Origin of the sequence: Comamonas sp. JUb58 (genome assembly GCF_004364775.1) — a bacterium.
Taxonomy (GTDB): Bacteria; Pseudomonadota; Gammaproteobacteria; order Burkholderiales; family Burkholderiaceae_C; genus Comamonas.
The window spans coordinates 144,822-165,275 of record NZ_SOAL01000013.1 but is presented as its reverse complement, the minus strand read 5'-3'; the positions used below and the strand labels follow the sequence as shown (position 1 = coordinate 165,275).

Sequence of the window (20,454 nt, the reverse complement as noted above, 5' to 3'; positions counted from 1 at the left end):
TGCCCGCAGCTTAGTGCTCAGCCGCCGTCTGCGCCCGCACATCAAACTCCACCTTCCAGCGCTCATTACCGCCCACGGGCACGGCATTGAGCTCCAGGGTGCCGATATCAGTCACGCGGGCATGCAGGGTGACGGGAACGACCTCGCCATTGGCGCGGCCTTCGGCGGGCAGGTTCAGCTCGATCTCCTGCAGCTCCAGCAGCTCCTCGGGGCCCCAGAAGTCGAGCATGGTGCCAACGCTATCGCTGCGGCGCACGCTGGAGCCGAAGAAACGCATGCGCACCGGCTCGCCCACGACCAGGCCGAACTCCTGCGTGTCGAGTGCTGCCTCGCTGCCCTCTTCCATGCCAAACGGTGCCAGGCACAGCGCGGACATGGGGGGCTCCATGCCTGGGATCGCAGGCATGTTGGACTCGACGCCGACGTAGTAGGACTGCGCGGTGCCGCCACGGATGCGCACACCCCGGCCTTCGCGCACATGGCCGTAGTAGGCAGCGCCACGGGCCACAGCCAGGTCCAGGTTGGCGCCGTCCAGCAGGCGTGCGGGAGTGGCGCCTTCGGCGGCCAGCCAGCTGTTCAGCACCTGGGTGATGCGCTGCTCGATCTGCGGCGCCTTGAGCACGCCGCCGTTGAACAGGATCGCGGTGGGGTGCAGAAAGCTGGCACCTTCGGGCTGGGTGCCCTGCAGGCCGTCGATCTGCTCGGTCACACCGGCCTGGCGCGACAGGAAGGCGGCCAGGTGGCGGGTCACCGCAGCATCTTGCGCATAGGGCAGACCCAGCTGGGTCAGCGCGCCACGCGCACGGCTGATGGGCTTGTCGCTCACCGCCACTTGGGGGAAGAAGCCTTCGACCAGGGTGGCCAGCACTTCGCTGCGGGTCACCTCGGTGCGGATGCTGCCGCCGATCAGCTTGCTGCCCCGGCTGGGCACCACCACGGGTACCGACTGCAGGGCTTCATCGGACAGCAGCTGCTCTTTGGCGGCGCGGCAGCCATGGGCCAGTGCGCGGGTTTGCCAAGCATCGAGCTGCTTGCCCTCTTGCGCCAGCTTGCGCGCCACGGCATAGGCCAGCGCCAGGTCCATGTTGTCGCCACCCAGCAGAATGTGCTCGCCCACGGCCACGCGCTGCAAGGCCAGGTTGCCATCGCGCTCCAGCACGGCGATCAGCGACAGGTCGGTGGTGCCACCGCCCACGTCCACGACGAGGATCACATCGCCGCTTTGCACTTGCTTACGCCAGTCGCCACCGCTGGCCTGGATCCAGCTGTAGAGCGCGGCTTGCGGCTCTTCCAGCAGGCTCAGCTTTTGGAAGCCGGCGGCCTTGCAGGCCTCGGCCGTCAGCTCGCGTGCGGCCGGGTCAAAGGATGCGGGGATGGTGACGGTGATGTCCTGCGCATCAAACGGCGCCTCGGGATGGGCCTGCTCCCAGGCCCAGCGCAGGTGCGACAGGTAGCGGATGGAGGCCGTCAGCGGCGATACGCGGTGCACCTCGGCCGGGGCATCGGCCGGCAGCAGCGGGCTGCGGCGGTCCACACCGGGGTGGCAGAGCCAGCTCTTGGCGCTGGAGACCAGGCGGATCGGCGTGGCCGCGCCGCGCGAACGGGCAAACTCACCCACGACAAAATCCTGCTGCGCGCCCCAGGGCAGTGCCATGTCGGCAGCGCTCAGCTCGCTCTCATGGGGCAGGTACAGAAAAGACGGCAGCAGCGGGCGCGTTTCGATGCTGGCGGGCGCCGTGAGCTGGGGGATGGCCAGCACATGCTGGACCAGGTTGTCGCCATCGCTGGCGCTCTTGTCCACATAGGACAGCGCGCAGTGCGTGGTCCCCAGGTCGATACCGATGCTGAATTGGGCAGGTGCTGTCATGGCTTAGAGCTCCACTTCGGCCTGGGCCAGCACCTTGGCGGCGGCGGTGTCGGTGAGCTGGGGCAGCTTGACCTCGGTCACCTGCCAGCCTCGGTGGCCCAGGGTACCGGTGAACGGGGCCTGGCCCACTACGTTTCCGGTCAGGCGCACGGCAGCGGCATCAAAGCCGGCTTGCAGGGTGATGCGGCTGCCTTCGGCCTCGGCACGCACAGGGGCCAGCGCAAAGTGCTCGCGCAGCACCTTGCGGCAGCCTTCATGCACCACGCGGGCGGCGGCGCCAATCTCGGCATCGGTGTAGGGCGCCACGTCTTCCTGGATAAAGTCGACAAAGCGGGCTTCGCGCTGGAGCAGGCCCAGCAGCTGCAGCGCAGCGGTCTCGGTGGGCAGCTGCACGGTCTTTTCAACGAGCTTCTCGACCAGCTTCTCCACCGGTACTTCAACCCGCTTTTCTACGGTCTTCTCAACGATTTTCTCGACCGGCACTTCGATGCGGACTTCGACGATCTTCTCGACCGGGACTTCGACACGCACTTCCTGGGGTGGCACATCGGCCGCCAGGCGCTCACCGCCACGCACGCGCTGCACATCGGCGGCCAGGCGGCCATTGCCCAGAATGGCGAAAAAGCTGCCGATCGCAATGGCGATGCGGCTGAAAAAAGATGGGGGGGTGTTGTTCATGGAGGCACCAACAGACACCCGCCAGGGCGCTGTGGCGCTGCGCGGTCAGGGCCGGGGCAGCTGCGCAGCGCAGGCGGGTGGTTTTAAAAACGGGGCTTGCGGCAAGCGCTGGGCCAGGACTCTATAGCAGGCGGCCAGCCCGCAAAACCGGGGATTTTACCGGCTGGCCCTATGCCCCCGCGCTATGCACCAGCAAGCTGTGGATAAGCATCCCGAGGGGCGATAGCGAAGGGAACGGCTTAGAACTGGTAGGTCACGTTGACGCCACTGGCCCAGTTGCGTCCCATCGCGCTTTCAAAATAGCGCTGGTTGCCGTCGTTGACGATGACCGAGCCGATGTAGTTCTTGTCGAACACATTGTTGACCCGTGCAAACGCGGCCAGGGTCCAGCGCGGGGCGATCTGTGCGCGGTAGCCCAGGCTGAGGGCGGTGGTGGCATAGCCCGGGGCAGCCTGGGTGTTGGCATCGTTGGCCTGCACATTGGAGCTGGCCTGCACACCCATGCCGACCGTCCAGGCCGGCGCAAAGTGCCAGTCGGCACCCAGGTAGGCGTTGTGGCGGGCCAGGCCGGGCAGGCGCTGGCCGGCCATGCCACTGCCCGAATCCTCGCGGAAGCGCGCATCCAGCCAGGTGTAGGCGGCGCGCAGCTGCCAGTCGCGCATGAGGTCCAGTTGGGCCGACAGCTCCAGGCCCTGGCGCCGGGTCTTGCCAGCATTGCGGTAGGTGGTGCGGCCGCCAGCGCTTTGGTCGGTCACGATCTCGTCACTGCTGTGCGACTGGAACAGTGCCGCGCTCCAGAGCCCGCGCAGCGCATCGCCGCGCAGCTGCTGGCGGTAGCCCAGCTCCCACTGCGTGCTGCTGGTGGGCCGCAGATCGGTGTTCAGGCCCGAGCCGCTATTGCGGTAGGACATCTCGGTGATGCTCGGTGTCTCAAAGCCACGTCCCACGCTGGCGTAGACAGTTTGTTGCGGGCTGAGCTGGTAGGAGAGCGAGGCCACCGGCAGCAGCTTGCTGTGGCGGCTGCTGCCGCTGTCGTCGCCGTTGCCGGGGGTGATGTAGTAGTCGTCCGAGCTGAAGCGCACGCGGCTGTAGCGCAGGCCGGTGTCCAGGCTCCAGCGAGGGGCCAGTTGCCAGCGCGCCTGCACAAAGGGATCGGTGCTGCTGACCTTGTTTTTCTCATCCCGGCGCAGCTGGCCGCGCAGCCCATAGGTGTCGCCGACAAAGTTCTCGTAGCCCTGGCGGTTCTCGGTCATCTGCTGCAGATCCAGCCCCGCGCTCAGCTGCAGCGGCACGATGGTGTCGAACTCACCCACCCAGACCAGGCGGGCACCGGCATAGTCGCGCGCCATGTCGATCACGCCGCCGGCATGGCCCGGCGCCAGCTGCGGCGCCTTGGGAATGGACTGGTACTGCAGCATGCTGCGGTGGCCGTAGTAGGCCGACAGGCTCAGGCTTTGCTGGGCGTTGATGCGCAGGTCATAGGTGGCGCCCAGCTGCTGCTGCTCCAGCGATTTGCGCGTGTTGTACTGGTCGGCCACGCTGCTGGCCTGGCGCGGATCGGCCTGCCACTGCGCCATGGTCAGGCCCTGCGGGTCCTGCGCATCGCCGCGCGTGTGGTTGGCCACCAGGGTCAGCTTGTCGTCATGCGCCAGCGGAATCACCAGCTTGGCGTTGAGCAGGTTGCGGTCGGCGGCGCTGTGCTCGCGGTAGCCATCGGTCATGAAGCGGCTGGTGCTCAGCACATAGCCCATGCCGCCATCGGTCTGGCCACTGGCTTTCAGGCTGTAGCGCTGCTGGCCATCGCTGCCCACGCTCACGCCAGTCTCCAGCTTCAGGGGGCCTTGCGGGTCTTCGGTGTAAAAGCTCAGCACACCGCCCGAGGCATTGCCATACAGCGCCGAATACGGGCCGCGCAGCACCTCCACCCGCTCCAGGCTGGAGATATCGACATTCGAGGTCTGGCCCTGGCCATCGGGCATGGTGGCCGGTATGCCATCGACATACAGGCGCACGCCGCGCACACCAAAGGTGGAGCGCGCGCCATAGCCGCGCACGCTCAGCTGCAGATCCTGGGCATAGTTGTTGCGGTTGTTCAGGGTCAGGCCGGGCACGCTGCCCAGCGCTTCGGACAGGTTGACCTGCATCTGCCGATCCTGCAGCTCGCGGCCTTCCACCACATTGGCCGAGGCCGGCAGGCGCAACAAATCGGCTGTGCCGACGGCCGAGCGCACCGACACGGTGGGCAAGGTGGCTTCGGCAGCGGGGGCCTGCGTGGCTTCAGGGGTGGAAGGTGTTGCTGGTGCAGTTTGCGCAGCGGCGGACAGGGCGCAGAGCAGCGCAGCGGCCCCGGCCACAGGGCGCAGGGGCGAGAAAGAAAAGGCTTGGATCGGCATAGAGGCCCGTATTTTCTTACAGCGCCTCAAGTGATGGGAAATTTGGTACAGAAACCCCTAACAGCCTCTGAGACAAACGCTGCGCTACAGTTTTTGCGGCTCCCACCAACTTGGCAGCAGCGCGCGCACCTGGGCGCGATGAAAGCGGTCGTCGATCAGCACCACCACGCCCCGGTCCTCCTCACTGCGAATCACCCGCCCGGCAGCCTGCACCACCTTGCGCAGCCCCGGGTAGAGGTAGGTGTAGTCATAGGCCTTGGCAGCGCCAAAGCGCTGGGCCATGGCCTGCTGCATGTGTGTGTTGATGGGGTTGACCTGCGGCAGACCCAGGGTGGCAATAAAGGCGCCAATCAGCCGGTTACCCGGCAAATCCACCCCTTCTGAAAACGCCCCGCCCAGCACCGCCAGGCCAATGCCCTGCCCGGCCTCATCAAAGCGCGCCAAAAAGGCGGCGCGCCCGGCATCGTCCATGGCGGAGGTCTGGCAGAACAGCGGCAGCTGCGGATGCAGGCGCTGCATGCATTCGGCCGCGCGCTGCAAATAATCAAAGCTGCTGAAAAAGCAGAGGTAGTTGCCCGGCTGGCGGACAAACTGCGCGGCCACCAGCTCGGCAATCGGCACCAGCGACTGCGCCCGGTCCTGGTAGCGGGTGGAGATATGGCCCGCAATCTGCACCTGCAGCTGCGCAGCCTGAAAGGGTGATGGCACATCCATCCATTGCGTGGCGGGCGGCAGGCCCAGCAGATCCTGGTAGAAGGCCTGCGGCCCCAGGGTGCCGGAGAACAGCACGGTGGCGCAGGCGGCGGTATGGCGCGCGGCCAGGTGCGGCGCGGGCACCACATTGCGGATGCAGAGCGTGGACATGGGCCCCCGGCGGCCGGACGCTGCGCTGCTCCACAAACTGGTATCAAACAGCGCATGCGGCCCCAGCTGCTCGGCCAGGTTCAGCCAGGACAGGGCCTCCAGATAAAAGCCAAGCACCGCATCGCCAGGCAGCATGGGGCTGTCGCCCTGGGCCTGGGCAATGGCGGCCACGGCGCGCTGCACGCTGCCCAGCAGGCCTGGCGGCAGCTCGGGGTAGACCTGGTAGTCCTGCCCGCCTTCTTGCTGGGCCTTGTTCAGGGCCGTCCATTGGCGGTTCAAGGCATCCAGCGATTTCTTGACCGGGCCGGTCGCCGCCTTGCGAGCCGCTGCCAGGGTGTGCTGCGGCAGCTCAGCCGTGTACATGCGGCGCGCGCGTTCAAGCAGGTTGTGGGCCTCGTCCACCAGCACGCCCACCTTCCACTGGTGGGCCTGGGTCAGCGCATACAACATGGCAGCGCTGTCGTAAAAGTAGTGGTAGTCGCCCACAACCACATCGCTCCAGCGCGCCAGCTCCTGGGTCAGGTAATAGGGGCAGACCTGGTGCTGCAGCGCCAGACTGCGCACCTTGTCGGGCGTCAGCATTGGCTCCTGCGTCAGCGCCTGGGCGCGGGCGGCAGGCAGGCGGTCGTAAAAGCCTTGGGCCAGCGGGCAGGATTCGCCATGGCAGGCCTTGTCCGGGTGCTCGCAGCTTTTGTCGCGCGCCTGCAGATCAACTACGCGCAGCGGCACTGCGCCCGTCTGGCCCTGCAGCGCTGTCTGCAACAGGCCCAGCGCATGCAAGGCCAGGCGGTGGCCGGTGGTCTTGGCGGTCAGAAAAAACAGCTTGTCCAGCCCCTGCTCTGCACTGGCTTTGAGCATCGGAAAAATCGTGGCCACGGTCTTGCCAATGCCGGTGGGCGCCTGCGCCATCAGGCAACTGCCGCCACCCGCCTGCAAGCCCGCCTGCGCGGTGCGGTACACCGCCACCGACAGCGCCCGCTGCCCGGTGCGGAACTGCGCAAACGGAAAGCGCAGCGCCGTGAGAGCCGCATCCCGCGCGCTGCGGTGCGCGGCCTCGCTGCGCGCCCAGTCCAAAAACAAGCGGCACTGCTGCACAAAAAACGCCTGCAACTCGGCGGCGCTGTAGGGCTCGGCCAGCACGGTCTCTTGCTGCGTGCCGACGTTGAAGTAGACCAGCGCCACCTTCAAGCTCGGCAGGCCCCGCTCCAGGCACAGCAGATGGCCGTAGACCTTGGCCTGCGCCCAGTGCAAGGCGCGGTGGTTGTCGCGCACGCTGTCGATCTGGCCCCGGTAGGTTTTGATTTCTTCGAGCTGCCCCAGGCCCGGGTCAAAGCCATCGGCGCGGCCGCGCACCTGCAGGTCTTCAAAGCTGCCAGCCAGGCGCAGTTCCGCCTCATAACCGGCGCCCCGGCGGGCACGCACCAGGCCATGGCCTTCGATGCCTTCCAGTGCCGATGGCGCCGGCGTAAAGCGCAAATCCAGATCCCCCGCGCGGGCGGTGAACTCGCACAAGGCGCGCACCGCCACGGTGTAGCTCATGCGCCGGCCTCGCGCCACTGCACATGGCAGACGCCCACGGGGATGCCATGGGCGGCGCAGTATTCCAGCCAGCGGATCTGGTTGTCCTGCAGCTTGTCGCCCGGGCCTTTGACCTCCACCAGCTGGTAGCGCCGCTCCTGCGGCCAGAAGCGCACCAGGTCGGGGAAGCCCGTGCGGTTGGCTTGCAGATTGCCCAGCAGGCGCTGGAACAGCAGCTTGAGGTGGGCCGCCGGTATGCAGGCCAGCGCATGCTCCAGCAGCGCATCAGTCAACGTGCCCCAAAACACAAAGGGCGACTGCAGGCCGGCCTTGTCGGCAAAGCGCTGGCGGATCACTTCGGCGTAGCTGCCGTCATCGAGCATGGCCAGGCAAGCGCCAAACAGCGCCGCACGCCGCGCGACAAAATCGGGCGCATACACATCGGCCGGCCCCGCCTGGAACGGATGAAAAAACGCCCCCGGCAGTGGCGCAAAAATCGCCGGCCAGCACAGCAGGCCAAACAGCGAATTGACCAGCGCGTTCTCGACATAAAACACCGGCGCATCCTCGCGGTGCCAGTGGTCGCGCAAGGCGTATTCCACCGGCATCAGGCGCAGGCCCTCGGGGGCCTCGGCGCTGTTCATCGCATCGCCAGCGCGCAAGGCGGCCTCCAGCGCAGCCGCATCGCTCAGCGCATCCATCGCCGCCAGATCGGGCGCCATGCGTGGCATGCGCAGCACGCGGTCCAACGCCACATCCTCGCGCAGCTGCGCCACCTCGGGTTTGAGCGCGCGGCGGCTGGCGCTGCGCTGGCCCAGGTGGCGGCGCAGGCGCGGCAGCATGCGGGCCAGGCGCTGGCTTTCTTCATCGCTCTCGGGCTGCTGCGCGGCGGCGCTGGCCAGGGCCAGGGCCTCGTCAAAGCGCTCCATGCGCTCCAGCACGCGCATGCGGCGGTGGCGCGCGCCCGGGTAGGGGCTGGCGGCATAGGCCTGCTCGGCCAGCGCCCAGCTTTGGCTGCGCTCGCAGGCCTGGCCCAGGCGCAGCAGCACCTTGGCATGGCGCTGCTGCAGCCAGGGGTTGGCGCTGCGCCAGGCGGCCAGCGCGTCCATCAAGGCCTGGCGGTCTTCGTCCTCATCCACTGCCTGGCGCCACTGCTGCAGCTGGCGGTAGCCCTGCACATCGGCTCGGGTCTGGAAGGCGCGCGACTGCGCATCAAAGGCCACCGTCTCGTATTTGAAGATGCCCAGGTCGGCCAGCACAAACTCCGACCAATCCTGGTGCAGATTGCCAAAGAACATCAGGCGCAGGCCTTCGGCCAGCTCGCCGACCGTCACGCGCCAGGCGGCATGCTCGGCCTGCGGATGCCAGCGGAGGTAAGGCTGCAGCTGCTCTTCGGTGTCTTGCTCGGCACCTGGATCAGACTGCTGAGCCAGTTGCGCAAGCTGGGCCAGCATGTCCGCCTTGCGCAGCGAGCGCGCCAAACCGGCATTGGCAAATATCTGCAGCAGCTCGGGCTTGGTGTGCAGCGCAAATAGCTCGGCCAGGGCCATGTCGGCATCGGCATCAATCCAGCCCAATGCCAGCAAGGGCTGCGCGGCGGCATGCACATCGGGGATCTCGTCGTAGACCAGCTTGTCGGCGCGGAACCAGGGCCCGCGCCGCATCAGCATGCGCACCATCAGCGCCTGCGACTGCATAGGGGCCTGCGCAAAGTCCGCCAAAAACTGCTGCTCCTGCGCATCCAGCACATCGCCATAGCGCTGCCCCAACCACTGCAGTGCGCGCTCGAAGTTGTGCAGGTAGTAGTAGCGATGGGGGGCCAGCATGGGGATGAATGCGGTGAGTGTGAGTGATAGCTTATCTGTATTTTTATACAGCTATTTTAACTTTGCAGCCATGTCCCCTTCTGGCTGTATGGCTCGCTCAACTGATAGCGCTATTCCACTGCTAACTGGCTGGCCATATACAAATGAGTTTGCGAATAGAAACGATTCTCATTTATTATGTTTTTATTTGACGCTGCCTTGATGCCGAGCAAAGTGTTTTCCGTTTATCCCGTGGAGGCGAGCCAACCGTGCCAAACCCAGACAGTGACATCCATCCGTTGGTGCAGGAGCACGGTGTGATGCTGCGCCACTATGCTGCTCTGCAAGCGCGCTGCACGGCCCAAGTCGATGCTCTGCGTGCGGAAGTCGAGGCGCTGCGCGCCCAGGTCACCCAGTTGCGGGCCCAGGTCATCATGCGCGACAGCGCCCTCATTTGGGAGCGCGAGGACCGCCTGGTGCACCTATCCACCATCGCCAACCGCGCCGCCGTCACGGCCGTGCGCCGCTGTGTGGACCCGGCCGCGACGATGGAAGTGGCCGCCGTGCCCCAGCCCCCACCCGATGCCTATCTGCAAGAGCTGGGCCAGCATGCCACCAACCTGGTGATCTGCCAGACCGGCTGCATCAGCCACGGCGGTTACTGGCGCGACCACGACCAGTGCAAGCGCCTGGGCACCACCTGTTTGCTGGAAGACCCCAAGGCCTTTGTCCCCACAGAAACCGCCAAGGCCTCGCACGCCTGGGTGATGACGGCGGCCAGCGTGCCCGCCAAGGAGCTGCCATGAGCTCGCGTTTTCCGTCCTCCGTTTCGGGCCCGCTGCTGCTGCGCGAATGGGAACGCCTGACCCAGACCGGCGTGGAAGCCAGCCGCGACAACCGCCCCGAGCAAGCGCTGGCCTGGCATGAGCATGCGCTGCGCGTGGCGCACCAGCTGTTCCACGATGCCCCGGCCGGCGTCTGCGCCGATGACCGCCTGGCCGCCTTTGTGGTCGCGCACCTGAACCTGGCCGACTGCTTCAACACCTTGAGCCAGCCGATATCGGCCGGCGAGTGCATCAACTGCGCCCACCACCAGCTGCTGGCCTTGACGCGCGATGACCATGCCAGCGCCGATCTGCGATCGGCCGCCTGCAAGCACCTGCACCACACCTTTGCCGCATTGACCGAGCACCACAACCGCTGCGCCGCCCGCGAGCGCGAGGATGCGATGGAGCGGCAGGCCCACAGCGTTCCCATGCCTTCGGGCAACCCGCCGCCGGGCACGCTGCTGCACTGACAGCCGCCGCACCGGCATTGACCCACTGTTCTCCACTCAACGACTAACACACGATATGTCCTATACCCTGCCCAAGCTGGCCTATGCCTACGATGCCCTGGAGCCCAATATTGACGCCCAGACGATGGAGATCCACTACAGCAAGCACCACCAGACCTATGTGAACAACCTCAATGCGGCGGTTGAAGGCACGGAGTTCGCCAACCTGTCGATCGAAGCGCTGGTGGCCCAGGTGGAATCGCTGCCCGAGAAGCTGCGCCTGCCCGTGCGCAACAACGGCGGCGGCCATGCCAACCACAGCCTGTTCTGGGAAGTGATGTCGCCCAGCGGCGGCGGCCTGCCCCAAGGCGATGTGGCCAAGGCCATCGATGCCGACCTAGGTGGTTTTGACGCCTTCAAGGATGCCTTCACCAAGGCCGCACTGAGCCGTTTTGGCAGCGGCTGGGCCTGGCTGACCGTGACCCCTGCAGGCAAGCTGGCGGTGGAAAGCAGCGCCAACCAAGACTCGCCACTGATGAAGGGCATTGGCTCGGGCAACACCCCGATCCTGGGCCTGGACGTGTGGGAGCACGCTTACTACCTGAAGTACCAAAACCGCCGCCCTGAATACATTGCCGCTTTCTACAATGTGGTGGACTGGGGCGTCGTTGCCCGCAAGTACGCCGCAGCACTGGGCAAGTAAGCCATTCCCTCACTGAGCACGCGAGCACGCACATGACCCCAGGCAACCAACCGATGGAAATGGACAACCAGCCCGATCCGCGCGATGACGCATCGCGCAGCACCGCCAGCCCTGCGCCCAAAACGGCGCTCAAGCTGCGAACCCGCATCGGTCTGTTGATCTGTGGCCTGGGGGTATTTGCGCTCGGCGCGCTCATTTGGGATGGCTTGAAAAACGAGCCATCGGTGCGCAGTGCTTTACTGGGTGGCTGCATGGCCGCCCTGGCCACTGCGCTGGGCACCCTGCCCGTGCTGCTGGCCCAGCGCCCGTCTGAACGCACACGGGACACCCTGTTTGGATTTGGCGCCGGCGTGATGCTGGCCGCCTGCGCGTTCTCGCTGGTCATCCCCGCACTGGATGCCGCACGCGCTTCGAACATCTTTGGCGGCAGCGCCTGGGCTGCCGGTGGTGTTGTCGGCACTTCCATCCTGCTGGGCGGCATGGCCCTCTTGGTGATGGACCGCCTGCTGCCCCACGAACACTTCATCAAAGGCCGCGAAGGCGCCAGCGCCCAGCAACTGCGCCGCACCTGGCTCTTTGTGTTTGCCATCATCCTGCACAACCTGCCCGAAGGCCTGGCCATTGGCGTGGGCTACGCCGGCAATGAAGGCATGCGCGCCAATGCGCTCGCCATCGGCATCTCTATCCAGGATGTCCCCGAAGGCTTTGTCGTAGCCGCCGCGCTGCTGGCCGTTGGCTACAGCCGAGGCTTCTCCGTCCTGCTGGGCATCGCCTCCGGCCTGGTCGAACCCCTGGGCGCCGTCGCCGGCGCCGCCATCATCGGCAGCTCCGCCCTGCTCCTCCCTTGGGGCCTGGGCTTCGCCGCCGGCGCCATGCTCTTCGTCATCAGCCACGAAATCATCCCGGAATCTCACCGCAAGGGGCATGAGTTTTTTGCGACTACGGGGTTGATGGTGGGGTTTGTTTTGATGATGGTGTTGGATACGGCGCTGGGGTGAGGGGGTAGCGGCTGACGTCTATGTCATAGATGCTCATGGGCTCTGCACAGATATACAGCGAGTTGGCGGCTGTTTGGCAGCTATTGCTCTTTGTCATGGCTACTCGGAGAAGTTATTCAGCCGACTACGGGTCTAAGCCCCGATTCGATGCGAGAAGCCCGCTGTTGACACCGCTGAGTGCTATCGACCGACCCAATCCCATCATTGGAGCTTGGTCCGTCAATGACTGTTGTGTAGTGCGAATTAGACAGGCCGGCTTGCTCAAATGAGATCAAAGCCGGAGCTTCGCTGTTGTGAATGGTCATCACGGACAGTCACTTCGAGGCACTGACACGGTTAAATGCGTCAGACTGTCCGGCAACTAGAGTTGGTTAACCTGCCTCGTTGCCATGAACATCGGCATCGAAGTAACTGCCGCAGCAAGGACAGGCGATATTGGTGACCTGGTCCGCAACCGTCCTGTGATAGGTCAGTTGTAAGCCATTCTTGAAAAGAATTCCATCGTCGCAGGCGTAGCAGTGAGTTCTTTTGACATACATTCCGCAACCGGAACACCCCAGCGTCCAGGACTCTCTGTTGCGGCGTGTGCGTTGGAGTTTGATGTCTCCCGGCTGGTGAGCTTGCCCGCAACTGATACAAAAACCATGCTCCTCCCACCGTCCAACACCCTCGTGTTCGACTCGATAGGGCGCGGGAAAACTTGCTTGCAGCACCAACACAATCAGGCGACGTAGGTTATGCTCTGGGCTTCTCTCCCCAGTGCCAGGGGCTAGGTAAATCACGCCTTTGTGATGCGCAATTCCAACCTCTTGCCCGTAGTCGCAATCCTTCCCCCAAATTAGAGGGGATGAAGGTTGGAGCATAGATCTCGGCGCTGGATGCAGAATGAAGACACGATCGCCCTCTTGGTCATATCCTTTTTCTTGGATCAGGCTGGTCAGCGTACGACCTAGTTCGCCTCTGCGCCACTTAGTGCGGAACTTTGCGTCCATGACCAGTCCGTCAGGCATCGTGTGGTGATGTCGAACCGGTTCGAATGGCCCACCTCGGTCTTGAGTTTGGGCCGTGTAGTTCTCGGGCCCCAGCTCGTATTGCATGAAGCGTAGCCTAAAGTCTGGGCGGCGACCATTTGGCAGTTCAGGCTGCACCTCAAGGAAAGCACACCAACCGAGGTCGTCCCGACGAAATCGCAAAGTAAGACTTTGTGGTTTGCCAGTTACGGCGCGTATCAGCGACTCCTGCCAACCCATCTCCAGTTTGAATTCGTAGTCCTCCACGAGGATCGAAATGATTTTCACGAGGCACCAGCGCTCATACAGGGCGCTAGCGTGGAGCACCCCGATCCGCTCGATTGCTTCCATTTCGTCCAAGCCAAGGCCGTGGTTCTTGGCCAATGCGGTCACATTCGCATAGGAAACTTGGCACGCCGTATAGTTTGGACTCTGGCTGAATCTAACCCCCATTGGGACTTGAGGGCTGGACGCAACGCCAATTTTCTGCCAAGCAAGGTTTTGTGCACGGAGTTCTGCCTGACATTGCTTCAGCAACTTCGCAAGTTGCTCGACCTTCTGCTTCTGATCTCGGTAGACACGCTCACGCTTTCGGGCCGTTATGGCCTCCCGCTGAAGTTCCTTGCGTTCTGTGCTCGTCAACGGATACAGCCAGTCATTGAGCTCTAACTGCTGACGCCGAGCGGACTTGTTGGCGATGGCTGAGGTAAATGGCGTAACGCTGTAGATCTTGCTAAAGACAACCTCGCGATAGCCTTTGCCCGTCTTGGTCGTCCTTCGAGTCGCGCACGCAATACCCTCAATAGCGTAGTAATCGCAAAAGCTTCGGCTGGCTTGGATCGCCTCCGCTAACTGCGGTGGCACCTCAACAACGCTGAAACTCACATCAAGTGCCGCATCACTTGCTTGCCTTCTATCCGTGCTGTAGTAAAACATTTGATCTTCGCGTGACGCATACAGTTCTCCAGGTCGAAACTCAAAAGTGCGAAACGCCTCACCATCCTCCGGAATGTCTGTTTTGAATTCCGAGACTCGTTCAAGCTTCTTTTCCAAATCCTTCATCTGACGGTCAAAGACTTCTGGTTCCACTCGTCGATGTGTAGTAGTCTCGTACTCGGTACTGCGTTGCGCTTCCACACTGGCACGATCCGCAAACACACTTGTATGGAACTCAGCAGCCTTGGCGACATGCGAGGCTAACTTCTCGCAGACTTGCACCATGTGACGAAGGTACCGGTTGTCTGCAATGTTCGGTGTCTCTTTAGCACCTCGCCCGGTCAAACGTTGAGCAGACGGATTGCGCAGGTACTCACGAAATGTCGCCACATTCGGCCGCAAACGAGCCGGACGGCTGTCGATCAATACCTCGCGCACATGCTGCGCGGGATGGGCCAGGACCCGATGTGACGCAGTCGCGAATGCTTCCAGCGCCTCCACAATGCCCTTGTTCACTGTAGCGCCGGATCCCGTTGTCGCCGTCGCGCCACCAAAGCCCATCACGAGCCAAATCAAGTCCTGCTTGAAGTCGTTCAGATAGTCCTCCACCAAGGTTCGGTCAAGCTCATCGACAACGTTATTGAGTTGGAGACGTTGCTCGCCTAACCAAATGGTGAACTGGCCAATGCTGCGATGGAGTTCGCTCAGGTGGCGCTTTCCCGTGGCATCCCAGCCGTGCTCTTGTACCCACCAATGCCGTGCCTGACCGTCAAGGATCTGTAGCATGGGCTTCTGACGGCCATCACCCCCCTCGAAGGTAGGGTGCGCATGCGACAAATCCCCCTCTAGATGCAGCCCAACCCAGGGGCACAAACCGTTAAATACCTGTGTTTCAGCAAACCATGAGCCGTCGGGATGCTGCTCGACCTCAATAGGCTCCGGCGCCACTGTAACGGACCGCGCGCGCCCTGGCTCCTGCCACTCAATGTCCAGGTAATGTGCCTGCAGCGAGATGACCATCAGCGCAACCAGTAGTTCGCTATGCCGTTATTGCTGTCCACAGAGTCGATCAGCCTGTCCAGAGCCGCGACACTGGTTTCCGTTCCAGCCGTCGGTTGCCCACCCTGCAACGCAGCTTCCAGCGCGTCACGCAACTCAATGAGGATTTCTCGTTTGCTCCGGCCATTGGATCCCGTGCGGCCTGTATCGAGCATCAACTTGGGCAGGATCTTGTGCTGCACCACATTGTCAAGCGCCTCAACATCACCAATGCCCGCTTGATGCGCTGCCTGCATGTATCCCAGTGCTTGGCGGATTGCGCGCAACCCAAACTCGACACCCAGCGGATCCAGATGCACACGCGCCCACGCGGTCAACAGCGCAGCGTGTGAGTTTGACCTGTCATACGGGGGGTATGGACTCCGCAAACCCAGGTCACTGGCGCTCATGAACATCGGCAACGCCACATCGACATCGAAGTGTTCCACTTCGGCTGCGACAGCATCCCAGTCCATCAACACCGGATTACGGAATCGCAGTACGTGCGCTCGGTCAAGCACTTTCGGCGACAAGTAATGGGTCGTTTCGTCAATGTTGATGGCGCCAATGATGCGAACATTGCCCGGGAAATGAATGCGGTTAGGCGTGCGCAACAAGGCCGACATGGATCGGCGAAGGCGCCCGTGATGCACCAGCACTGACTCAGCGTCTTGGAATCCTCCCAGTTGATGCAAAAGGGCATTGGCCTGCTGATTTTTCAGCACTTCAATGAAGGTCGCGCCGTCATCCATGCCCGCGCGTTGCCGGGCCTCTTCCTCGAGGGAAAGGAAAAGGCTGTTTTCCACCACAACATGACGCTCCTCGTCGGAGGTGTAAAGCGGGATCGCGGGGCTAGTGTCCCGTTCCTCTAGCAGGCTCAAAAAGTCTGCAAAGTAATGCTCTACCCGCGCAAGGTTCATCTCATCCAGGCAAATGAAATGGGGAACATTCGGCTCCCGAGCAGCGGCCTGCAACGCCTGCAAGAATGGCGTTGCCTGGTAGCTGCGCTCGATCGGGTTGTAGTACCCGAGGAGATCCTCCGGGCCTGTCCAATTGGGCTTGACCGGGATCACCGTGCATCGACCACCAATTGACTCAGCCACCGCCCGAACCAAGCTGGTTTTTCCCGAGCCAGAATCACCCGCCAGGATCACAAGGTCATTAGTACGCATCAATGCCAGGTAGTCGCGCAGTTGGGCCTGCGAGAACAGCATGTTCTTCCTCATCAGCCTAGCTTGCACGTAGGAAGCCAGTTGCGCAAAGTCTCCCCCGAGCACCTGTTGGTAATCATTTCCCTCGCGGGTTTCTGGTTGAACTTGTGGGGAGATCAGAGCAGATAGGTCGCCACGGTCTACCAGATCGAGCGCGACCAAACGTTCGCCGCGCGTTCGCAGCAGAGCTTCCAGATCACGAAACTTGTTCTCCAACATTTCTCTCCTCAGTTTGAAGTCGGCTTCAAGGGCATCATTCTTGGCGCGGGCTGTTTCCAGTTCATTCGTGGCCTGCTGAACTGAGGCTAATAGTTCGTGCTGCTGTGCAATCATTTGGTTGCGCGCAGTTTCATGCTGATCTAACTCCTGCGCATGAGCCTGACGTGTTCTCTCCAGTTGTTGCAACAATTCCGCATGGTCTTGATCAAGTTGAGCTTGGATGGCCCTGCGCGCCATATCCAAAAGCAGTGATGAATTCTCTCCTTCAAGGGAGGTCACCCCCCAACTCTTTGGCACCCGGCTCAAGGGAGTCATGGAGTGAGGACGCACTATGCAGGCAAGGGGGTCGCGTCTCTCTTGTCGACGTTGTAGTGGGGCAAGCGACAAAACAGCAACGGCATAGTCACCCGGTCCCCATTGAAAGCTCCAAGAATTCAACTCTGGCCCTGGAACAAATACACCTTGTTGGAGCTGAGAAACTGGAGCAAGTGAAGGCAACTTGACGCCCGTTGTCGCGTCGTGCAAGTTCTCGAGGAATCCGAAACTCCCGGTTTCGGCAAATCGCAATTGCCCGATGACACTGATATGGCCTGGGTCGGCCATGCTCCACGCCTGAGCGAGGTACTGCATCAATTGCAATTCGGTCCAATGGAGGCTGGGTACTTTCGAGTTTGCCGAGAGATCACTCATGCCAATGTTGCTTCAAAACGCTTAAAAATCATTGACGCCGATAACGGAGTACCGATTGGCACAGCGACGCACAGAGTAAGTAACTAGTGTATCCAATTGGATGTACGTCTCTTGCCGTGCGGCAAGAAGTGCACGCAACAAAAATACGTTGTCCAATAACTGCAATTCGAGGAGAAGGTCACGCTGGAGAGATTACGGCACACTGGTACCCAATCTACATCATGGCGCCATGCAAGAAGGCTTGCGTGGCTCGGCATTGCATTCGAGTGCCTGTTTTCGGCCCTGACTTTGAGGTTGCGATGTCGCAATGACTGGCAGCTTTCAGCCTAAAACCTCTACCAATGAACTAGCTCCGCCAACTGACACCTCGATACCTGCTTCTGTGTACGGTCAATGTCCCGGTAGGTCTCCCCCACCAACGAACCCTAGGAATTGCGAATTACGATCCAACGGCTTTCAACATCCAATCCCCCACAACCCCAAAGCTTATTTGCGAATGATTCTCAATTGAGCGTATACTGCACCCATGGCGTAGCAATTGCGGCTACTCCAAGGTTCATCGTGGGGCGACTTACCGGAACTGTCCGGAAGTCGTTTTTGCCAGCCAATGGTTCACACTAGCCACGCATTTTTTTGCGATGAACACCGGCTTCGATAGCGCCATTGCAGCGCAGCGATCCAGTCTCTGCCAGCGCCTTTGCTCTGCCCTGCCAATGTTTGGCAAGCAAACACCACCAGGCTTTCAGTCCACCCTCCCCTGATCTCTCTATCTACACACATGCCGACGGCATGTTTTTTTGCGTCTGCACAGTGCATCGCGTTGACTGCATCTGCGCGCAAGACCGCCCCGGTCCAAAAAAAACGCCCAGATCACCCCTGCCAACGGCAGCAGCAATCTGGGCTACTTACCACGCCCACCGCAGCGGCAAGCGCTGCAGCGGGCTAGCTACTAACTCAATTAAAAATCCACCGACGCCGACAGCGCAAACGTACGCGGCGCGCCCAGCGCCAGGCTGGACAGCTGGGGCATGCCCCAGTACGACTTGTTGGTGGCGTTCAGGACCGACGCCCGCAAGGTGACAGGCTTGTCGGCCACCTTGGTGCTGTAGCGGGCGCCCAGGTCGTAGGTGGTGCGGCCGGCGGCCCAGAGGCTGTTGTCGGCGCTGATGTATTGACGGGATACGGCGGTGGCGTTGGCGTTGAGCGCCAGGCCTTGCACGCCGGGGACATCCCACTCCGCACCCAGCTTGCCCTGCCACTTGGGGGTGCCGGTGGCGAGCTTGCCTTGGTTGACGCCGCCAGCGGTTTGCGTCAGCTTCGGCGCGGTGTAGGCCACGCCGCCCATCAGGCGCAGGCCGTGTATGGCGTTGCCGAAGAAGCTCCACTCAATGCCACGGTTGCGCTGCTCGCCACCGAACGAGTAGACGTTGGTGACGGGGTCGGTGTAGCTGCTGGGCCGGGTGATCTCAAACAGGCTGACGGTGTGGGCGAAGTCGCCCAGATCGAGCTTGAGGCCCATTTCCTTTTGCTTGCTCTTGTAGGGGGCAAACACTTCGCCGGCGTTGGCGGCGGTCATGGGTGCGGTGGCGCCCTGGCTCAGGCCTTCGATGTAGTTGGCGTAGAGCGAGAGGTTGTCCGTGGCCTTGACCAGCAGCGCAGCGGCGGGCGAGGTGGCACTTTCGTCATAGCGCGAGGTGCGCGCACCGGTGTTGATGTCGTAGCTGTCGCTGACGACCTGCTGGCGGCGCACGCCCAGGGTCAGCTGCACGCGGTCTTGCGCCATCGACAAGGTATCGGCGATGCCATAGCTGGCCAGGCGCACCTCGGTGTGCATGATGTGGGGCCGCACGATGTCAGCCACCGGGCCCCATACCGGGTTGTAGAGGTTGGTGGTCCAGTCGGCGCCGGGCACGCTGCGGCGGCCGTAGTCGTCTTGCTTGTGCGCGTAGTGCGTGGCATTGATGGCCCACTGGTGGCCCACGGCGCCGGTCTGGGTGCGGCCCTTGATGCCGACTTCGCCCGACTGCTTTTTGACATCAAAGGCGAGCTGGCCCATCGTGGTGCGGAAGTCGCCTGCGGTGTTCAGCACCAGGGCCGACATGGCGCCGTTGTACTGGTAGTCGGTCTTGCTCATGCCAAAGGCGGCATAGGCCATGACCTGGTCGTTCAGGTCATACTCGCCGCGCAGGATGGCGGCTTTGTCCTTGGTGCGCACGGTGGACCAATCCGGGTTCAGCAAGGTATCGCCCTTGGGCACCTTGGGGATGGGCAAGCCGGGCGACAGGCTGATGCCCCGGTTGACGCCGTTGACCCGGTCGTCGCTGGCATAGAAGTCGGCCGACAGGCGGGCGCGGTCGCCACGCCAATCCAGCGCCAAGGATGCGAGCTGCACCTTTTTTTGCTGGTCCTGGATGGAGCCATCGCCATCGCGGTAGACGCCGTTGAAGCGCACACCGAGCTGCTGGCGATCGCCAAAGCGGCGGCCCATGTCCAGGTGGCCGCCAAACTGCGAATCGGACATGTAGGTGGTGGTAAAGCGGGTCAGCGGATCGTTGCCGGCGCGCTTGGGCACTAGGTTGACGGCACCGCCCACCGAGCCGCCCGGCGGCATGCCGTTGAGCAGCGCCGATGGGCCCTTGAGCACTTCGATGCGCTCAAACATCTCGGGCGAGGTGCGGTAGTACGGCGCCATGCCGTAAAGGCCGCCAAAGGTCATGTCGGTGGAGCTCGACGAGAAGCCCCGGATCGAATAGTTCTCGGCCCAGGCGCCCGATACGCCGTTGCTGAACACGGTCGGGTCGGTCGCGGCAATCACGTCGGTGATGTTCTGCGCCTGGCGGTCTTCGATGTACTTCTCGGTGTAGCCGATGGTGCTGAACGGCGTCTCCATGAAATCCTTGTCGCCCAGCAGCCCCACGCGGCCGCCGGTGGTGACCTGGCCGCCGGCGTAGGGGGCTGCAACCTGGGCGGCTTTTTCTTGCACGGTGATCGGCGCCAGGGTGACGGCGTTGTCTGCCGCTGCTGCCGGCTCTGCCGCGCTGTTGGTTTGCGCGTTGGCCAGCGGCGCTGCGACCAGCATGGCGCCAATGGTCAGGCCCAGCAGCACTTGCGGGCTGAGGGGGTTGAGCGCGCTGCGGCGCAGTGCAAACGGGGCCGCGTGCTGGGCGGCGGGCCGTGCGCTGCGCAGGGCGCTGGCAGCACGGTGCTGGGGGTGAAGGCGTTCTGGCATGCCTTGTTCCTTAGATGTT

General features: G+C 62.9%; 12 protein-coding genes. 4 read left to right on the top strand and 8 right to left on the bottom strand.

The genetic code is table 11. The features are described from left to right. Nucleotides 1-10: 10 nt before the first annotated feature. From EDF71_RS15615 to EDF71_RS15595, 5 genes are all read right to left on the bottom strand, one after another. Nucleotides 11-1,867, bottom strand: a complete 1,857-nt coding sequence (locus EDF71_RS15615; RefSeq protein ID WP_133857495.1) for an Hsp70 family protein — start codon at nt 1,865-1,867, stop codon at nt 11-13. Nucleotides 1,868-1,870: 3 nt separating this feature from the next. Continuing rightward, the gene (locus tag EDF71_RS15610; RefSeq protein WP_133857494.1) at nt 1,871-2,545 is read right to left on the bottom strand and encodes a DUF2760 domain-containing protein; all 675 of its coding nucleotides are present in this window, start codon (nt 2,543-2,545) and stop codon (nt 1,871-1,873) included. A 239-nt stretch (nt 2,546-2,784) separates the two neighbouring features. Continuing rightward, complete coding sequence (locus EDF71_RS15605; RefSeq protein ID WP_133857493.1) at nt 2,785-4,938, bottom strand: TonB-dependent receptor; 2,154 nt, start codon at nt 4,936-4,938, stop codon at nt 2,785-2,787. A gap of 84 nt (nt 4,939-5,022) precedes the next feature. Further along, a complete protein-coding gene (locus EDF71_RS15600) occupies nt 5,023-7,341 on the bottom strand; it encodes an ATP-dependent DNA helicase (RefSeq protein ID WP_133857492.1) in 2,319 nt (772 codons plus the stop codon). After that, on the bottom strand, nt 7,338-9,146 hold the full coding sequence (locus tag EDF71_RS15595) for a VRR-NUC domain-containing protein (RefSeq protein WP_133857491.1): 1,809 nt from the start codon (nt 9,144-9,146) through the stop codon (nt 7,338-7,340). Before EDF71_RS15595 ends, EDF71_RS15600 begins: the two co-directional genes overlap by 4 nt. Nucleotides 9,147-9,394: 248 nt before the next feature. On the opposite strand from EDF71_RS15595, the gene EDF71_RS15590 reads away from it, so the two are divergent. From EDF71_RS15590 to EDF71_RS15575, 4 genes are read left to right on the top strand one after another with little or no spacing between them, the layout of a single operon-like run. Next, nucleotides 9,395-9,931, top strand: coding sequence for a hypothetical protein (locus EDF71_RS15590; RefSeq protein WP_133857490.1), 537 nt, complete (start codon nt 9,395-9,397; stop codon nt 9,929-9,931). After that, on the top strand, nt 9,928-10,422 hold the full coding sequence (locus EDF71_RS15585; protein WP_021028932.1) for a hypothetical protein: 495 nt from the start codon (nt 9,928-9,930) through the stop codon (nt 10,420-10,422). Before EDF71_RS15590 ends, EDF71_RS15585 begins: the two co-directional genes overlap by 4 nt. Nucleotides 10,423-10,477: 55 nt before the next feature. After that, nucleotides 10,478-11,104: a superoxide dismutase gene (locus tag EDF71_RS15580; protein WP_133857489.1), complete on the top strand. Its 627-nt coding sequence runs from the start codon at nt 10,478-10,480 to the stop codon at nt 11,102-11,104. Nucleotides 11,105-11,163: 59 nt separating this feature from the next. Then, nucleotides 11,164-12,102: a ZIP family metal transporter gene (locus EDF71_RS15575; protein ID WP_133857519.1), complete on the top strand. Its 939-nt coding sequence runs from the start codon at nt 11,164-11,166 to the stop codon at nt 12,100-12,102. Between the two features lie 371 nt (nt 12,103-12,473). On the opposite strand, the gene EDF71_RS15570 is transcribed toward EDF71_RS15575, so the two are convergent. The 3 genes from EDF71_RS15570 to EDF71_RS15560 form a co-directional block, all read right to left on the bottom strand. Continuing rightward, nucleotides 12,474-15,068, bottom strand: a complete 2,595-nt coding sequence (locus EDF71_RS15570) for a hypothetical protein (protein WP_133857488.1) — start codon at nt 15,066-15,068, stop codon at nt 12,474-12,476. Then, nucleotides 15,068-17,206 carry an AAA family ATPase gene (locus EDF71_RS15565; RefSeq protein WP_208301067.1) on the bottom strand — a complete coding sequence of 713 codons (2,139 nt, stop codon included), beginning with the start codon at nt 17,204-17,206 and terminating at the stop codon, nt 15,068-15,070. The genes EDF71_RS15570 and EDF71_RS15565 overlap by 1 nt, the downstream gene beginning before the upstream one ends. A 958-nt stretch (nt 17,207-18,164) precedes the next feature. Then, nucleotides 18,165-20,435, bottom strand: a complete 2,271-nt coding sequence (locus tag EDF71_RS15560; RefSeq protein WP_133857487.1) for a TonB-dependent siderophore receptor — start codon at nt 20,433-20,435, stop codon at nt 18,165-18,167. Nucleotides 20,436-20,454 lie beyond the last annotated feature (19 nt).

Bases quoted from the DNA above. Each gene is read 5' to 3' on its own strand.
- EDF71_RS15560 (WP_133857487.1), bottom strand. From the start codon at position 20,435: ATGCCAGAACGCCTTCACCCCCAGCACCGTGCTGCCAGCGCCCTGCGC.
- EDF71_RS15605 (WP_133857493.1), bottom strand. From the start codon at position 4,938: ATGCCGATCCAAGCCTTTTCTTTCTCGCCCCTGCGCCCTGTGGCCGGG.
- EDF71_RS15595 (WP_133857491.1), bottom strand. From the start codon at position 9,146: ATGCTGGCCCCCCATCGCTACTACTACCTGCACAACTTCGAGCGCGCA.
- EDF71_RS15575 (WP_133857519.1), top strand. From the start codon at position 11,164: ATGGACAACCAGCCCGATCCGCGCGATGACGCATCGCGCAGCACCGCC.
- EDF71_RS15610 (WP_133857494.1), bottom strand. From the start codon at position 2,545: ATGAACAACACCCCCCCATCTTTTTTCAGCCGCATCGCCATTGCGATC.
- EDF71_RS15565 (WP_208301067.1), bottom strand. From the start codon at position 17,206: ATGAGTGATCTCTCGGCAAACTCGAAAGTACCCAGCCTCCATTGGACC.
- EDF71_RS15585 (WP_021028932.1), top strand. From the start codon at position 9,928: ATGAGCTCGCGTTTTCCGTCCTCCGTTTCGGGCCCGCTGCTGCTGCGC.
- EDF71_RS15580 (WP_133857489.1), top strand. From the start codon at position 10,478: ATGTCCTATACCCTGCCCAAGCTGGCCTATGCCTACGATGCCCTGGAG.
- EDF71_RS15570 (WP_133857488.1), bottom strand. From the start codon at position 15,068: ATGGTCATCTCGCTGCAGGCACATTACCTGGACATTGAGTGGCAGGAG.
- EDF71_RS15600 (WP_133857492.1), bottom strand. From the start codon at position 7,341: ATGAGCTACACCGTGGCGGTGCGCGCCTTGTGCGAGTTCACCGCCCGC.
- EDF71_RS15615 (WP_133857495.1), bottom strand. From the start codon at position 1,867: ATGACAGCACCTGCCCAATTCAGCATCGGTATCGACCTGGGGACCACG.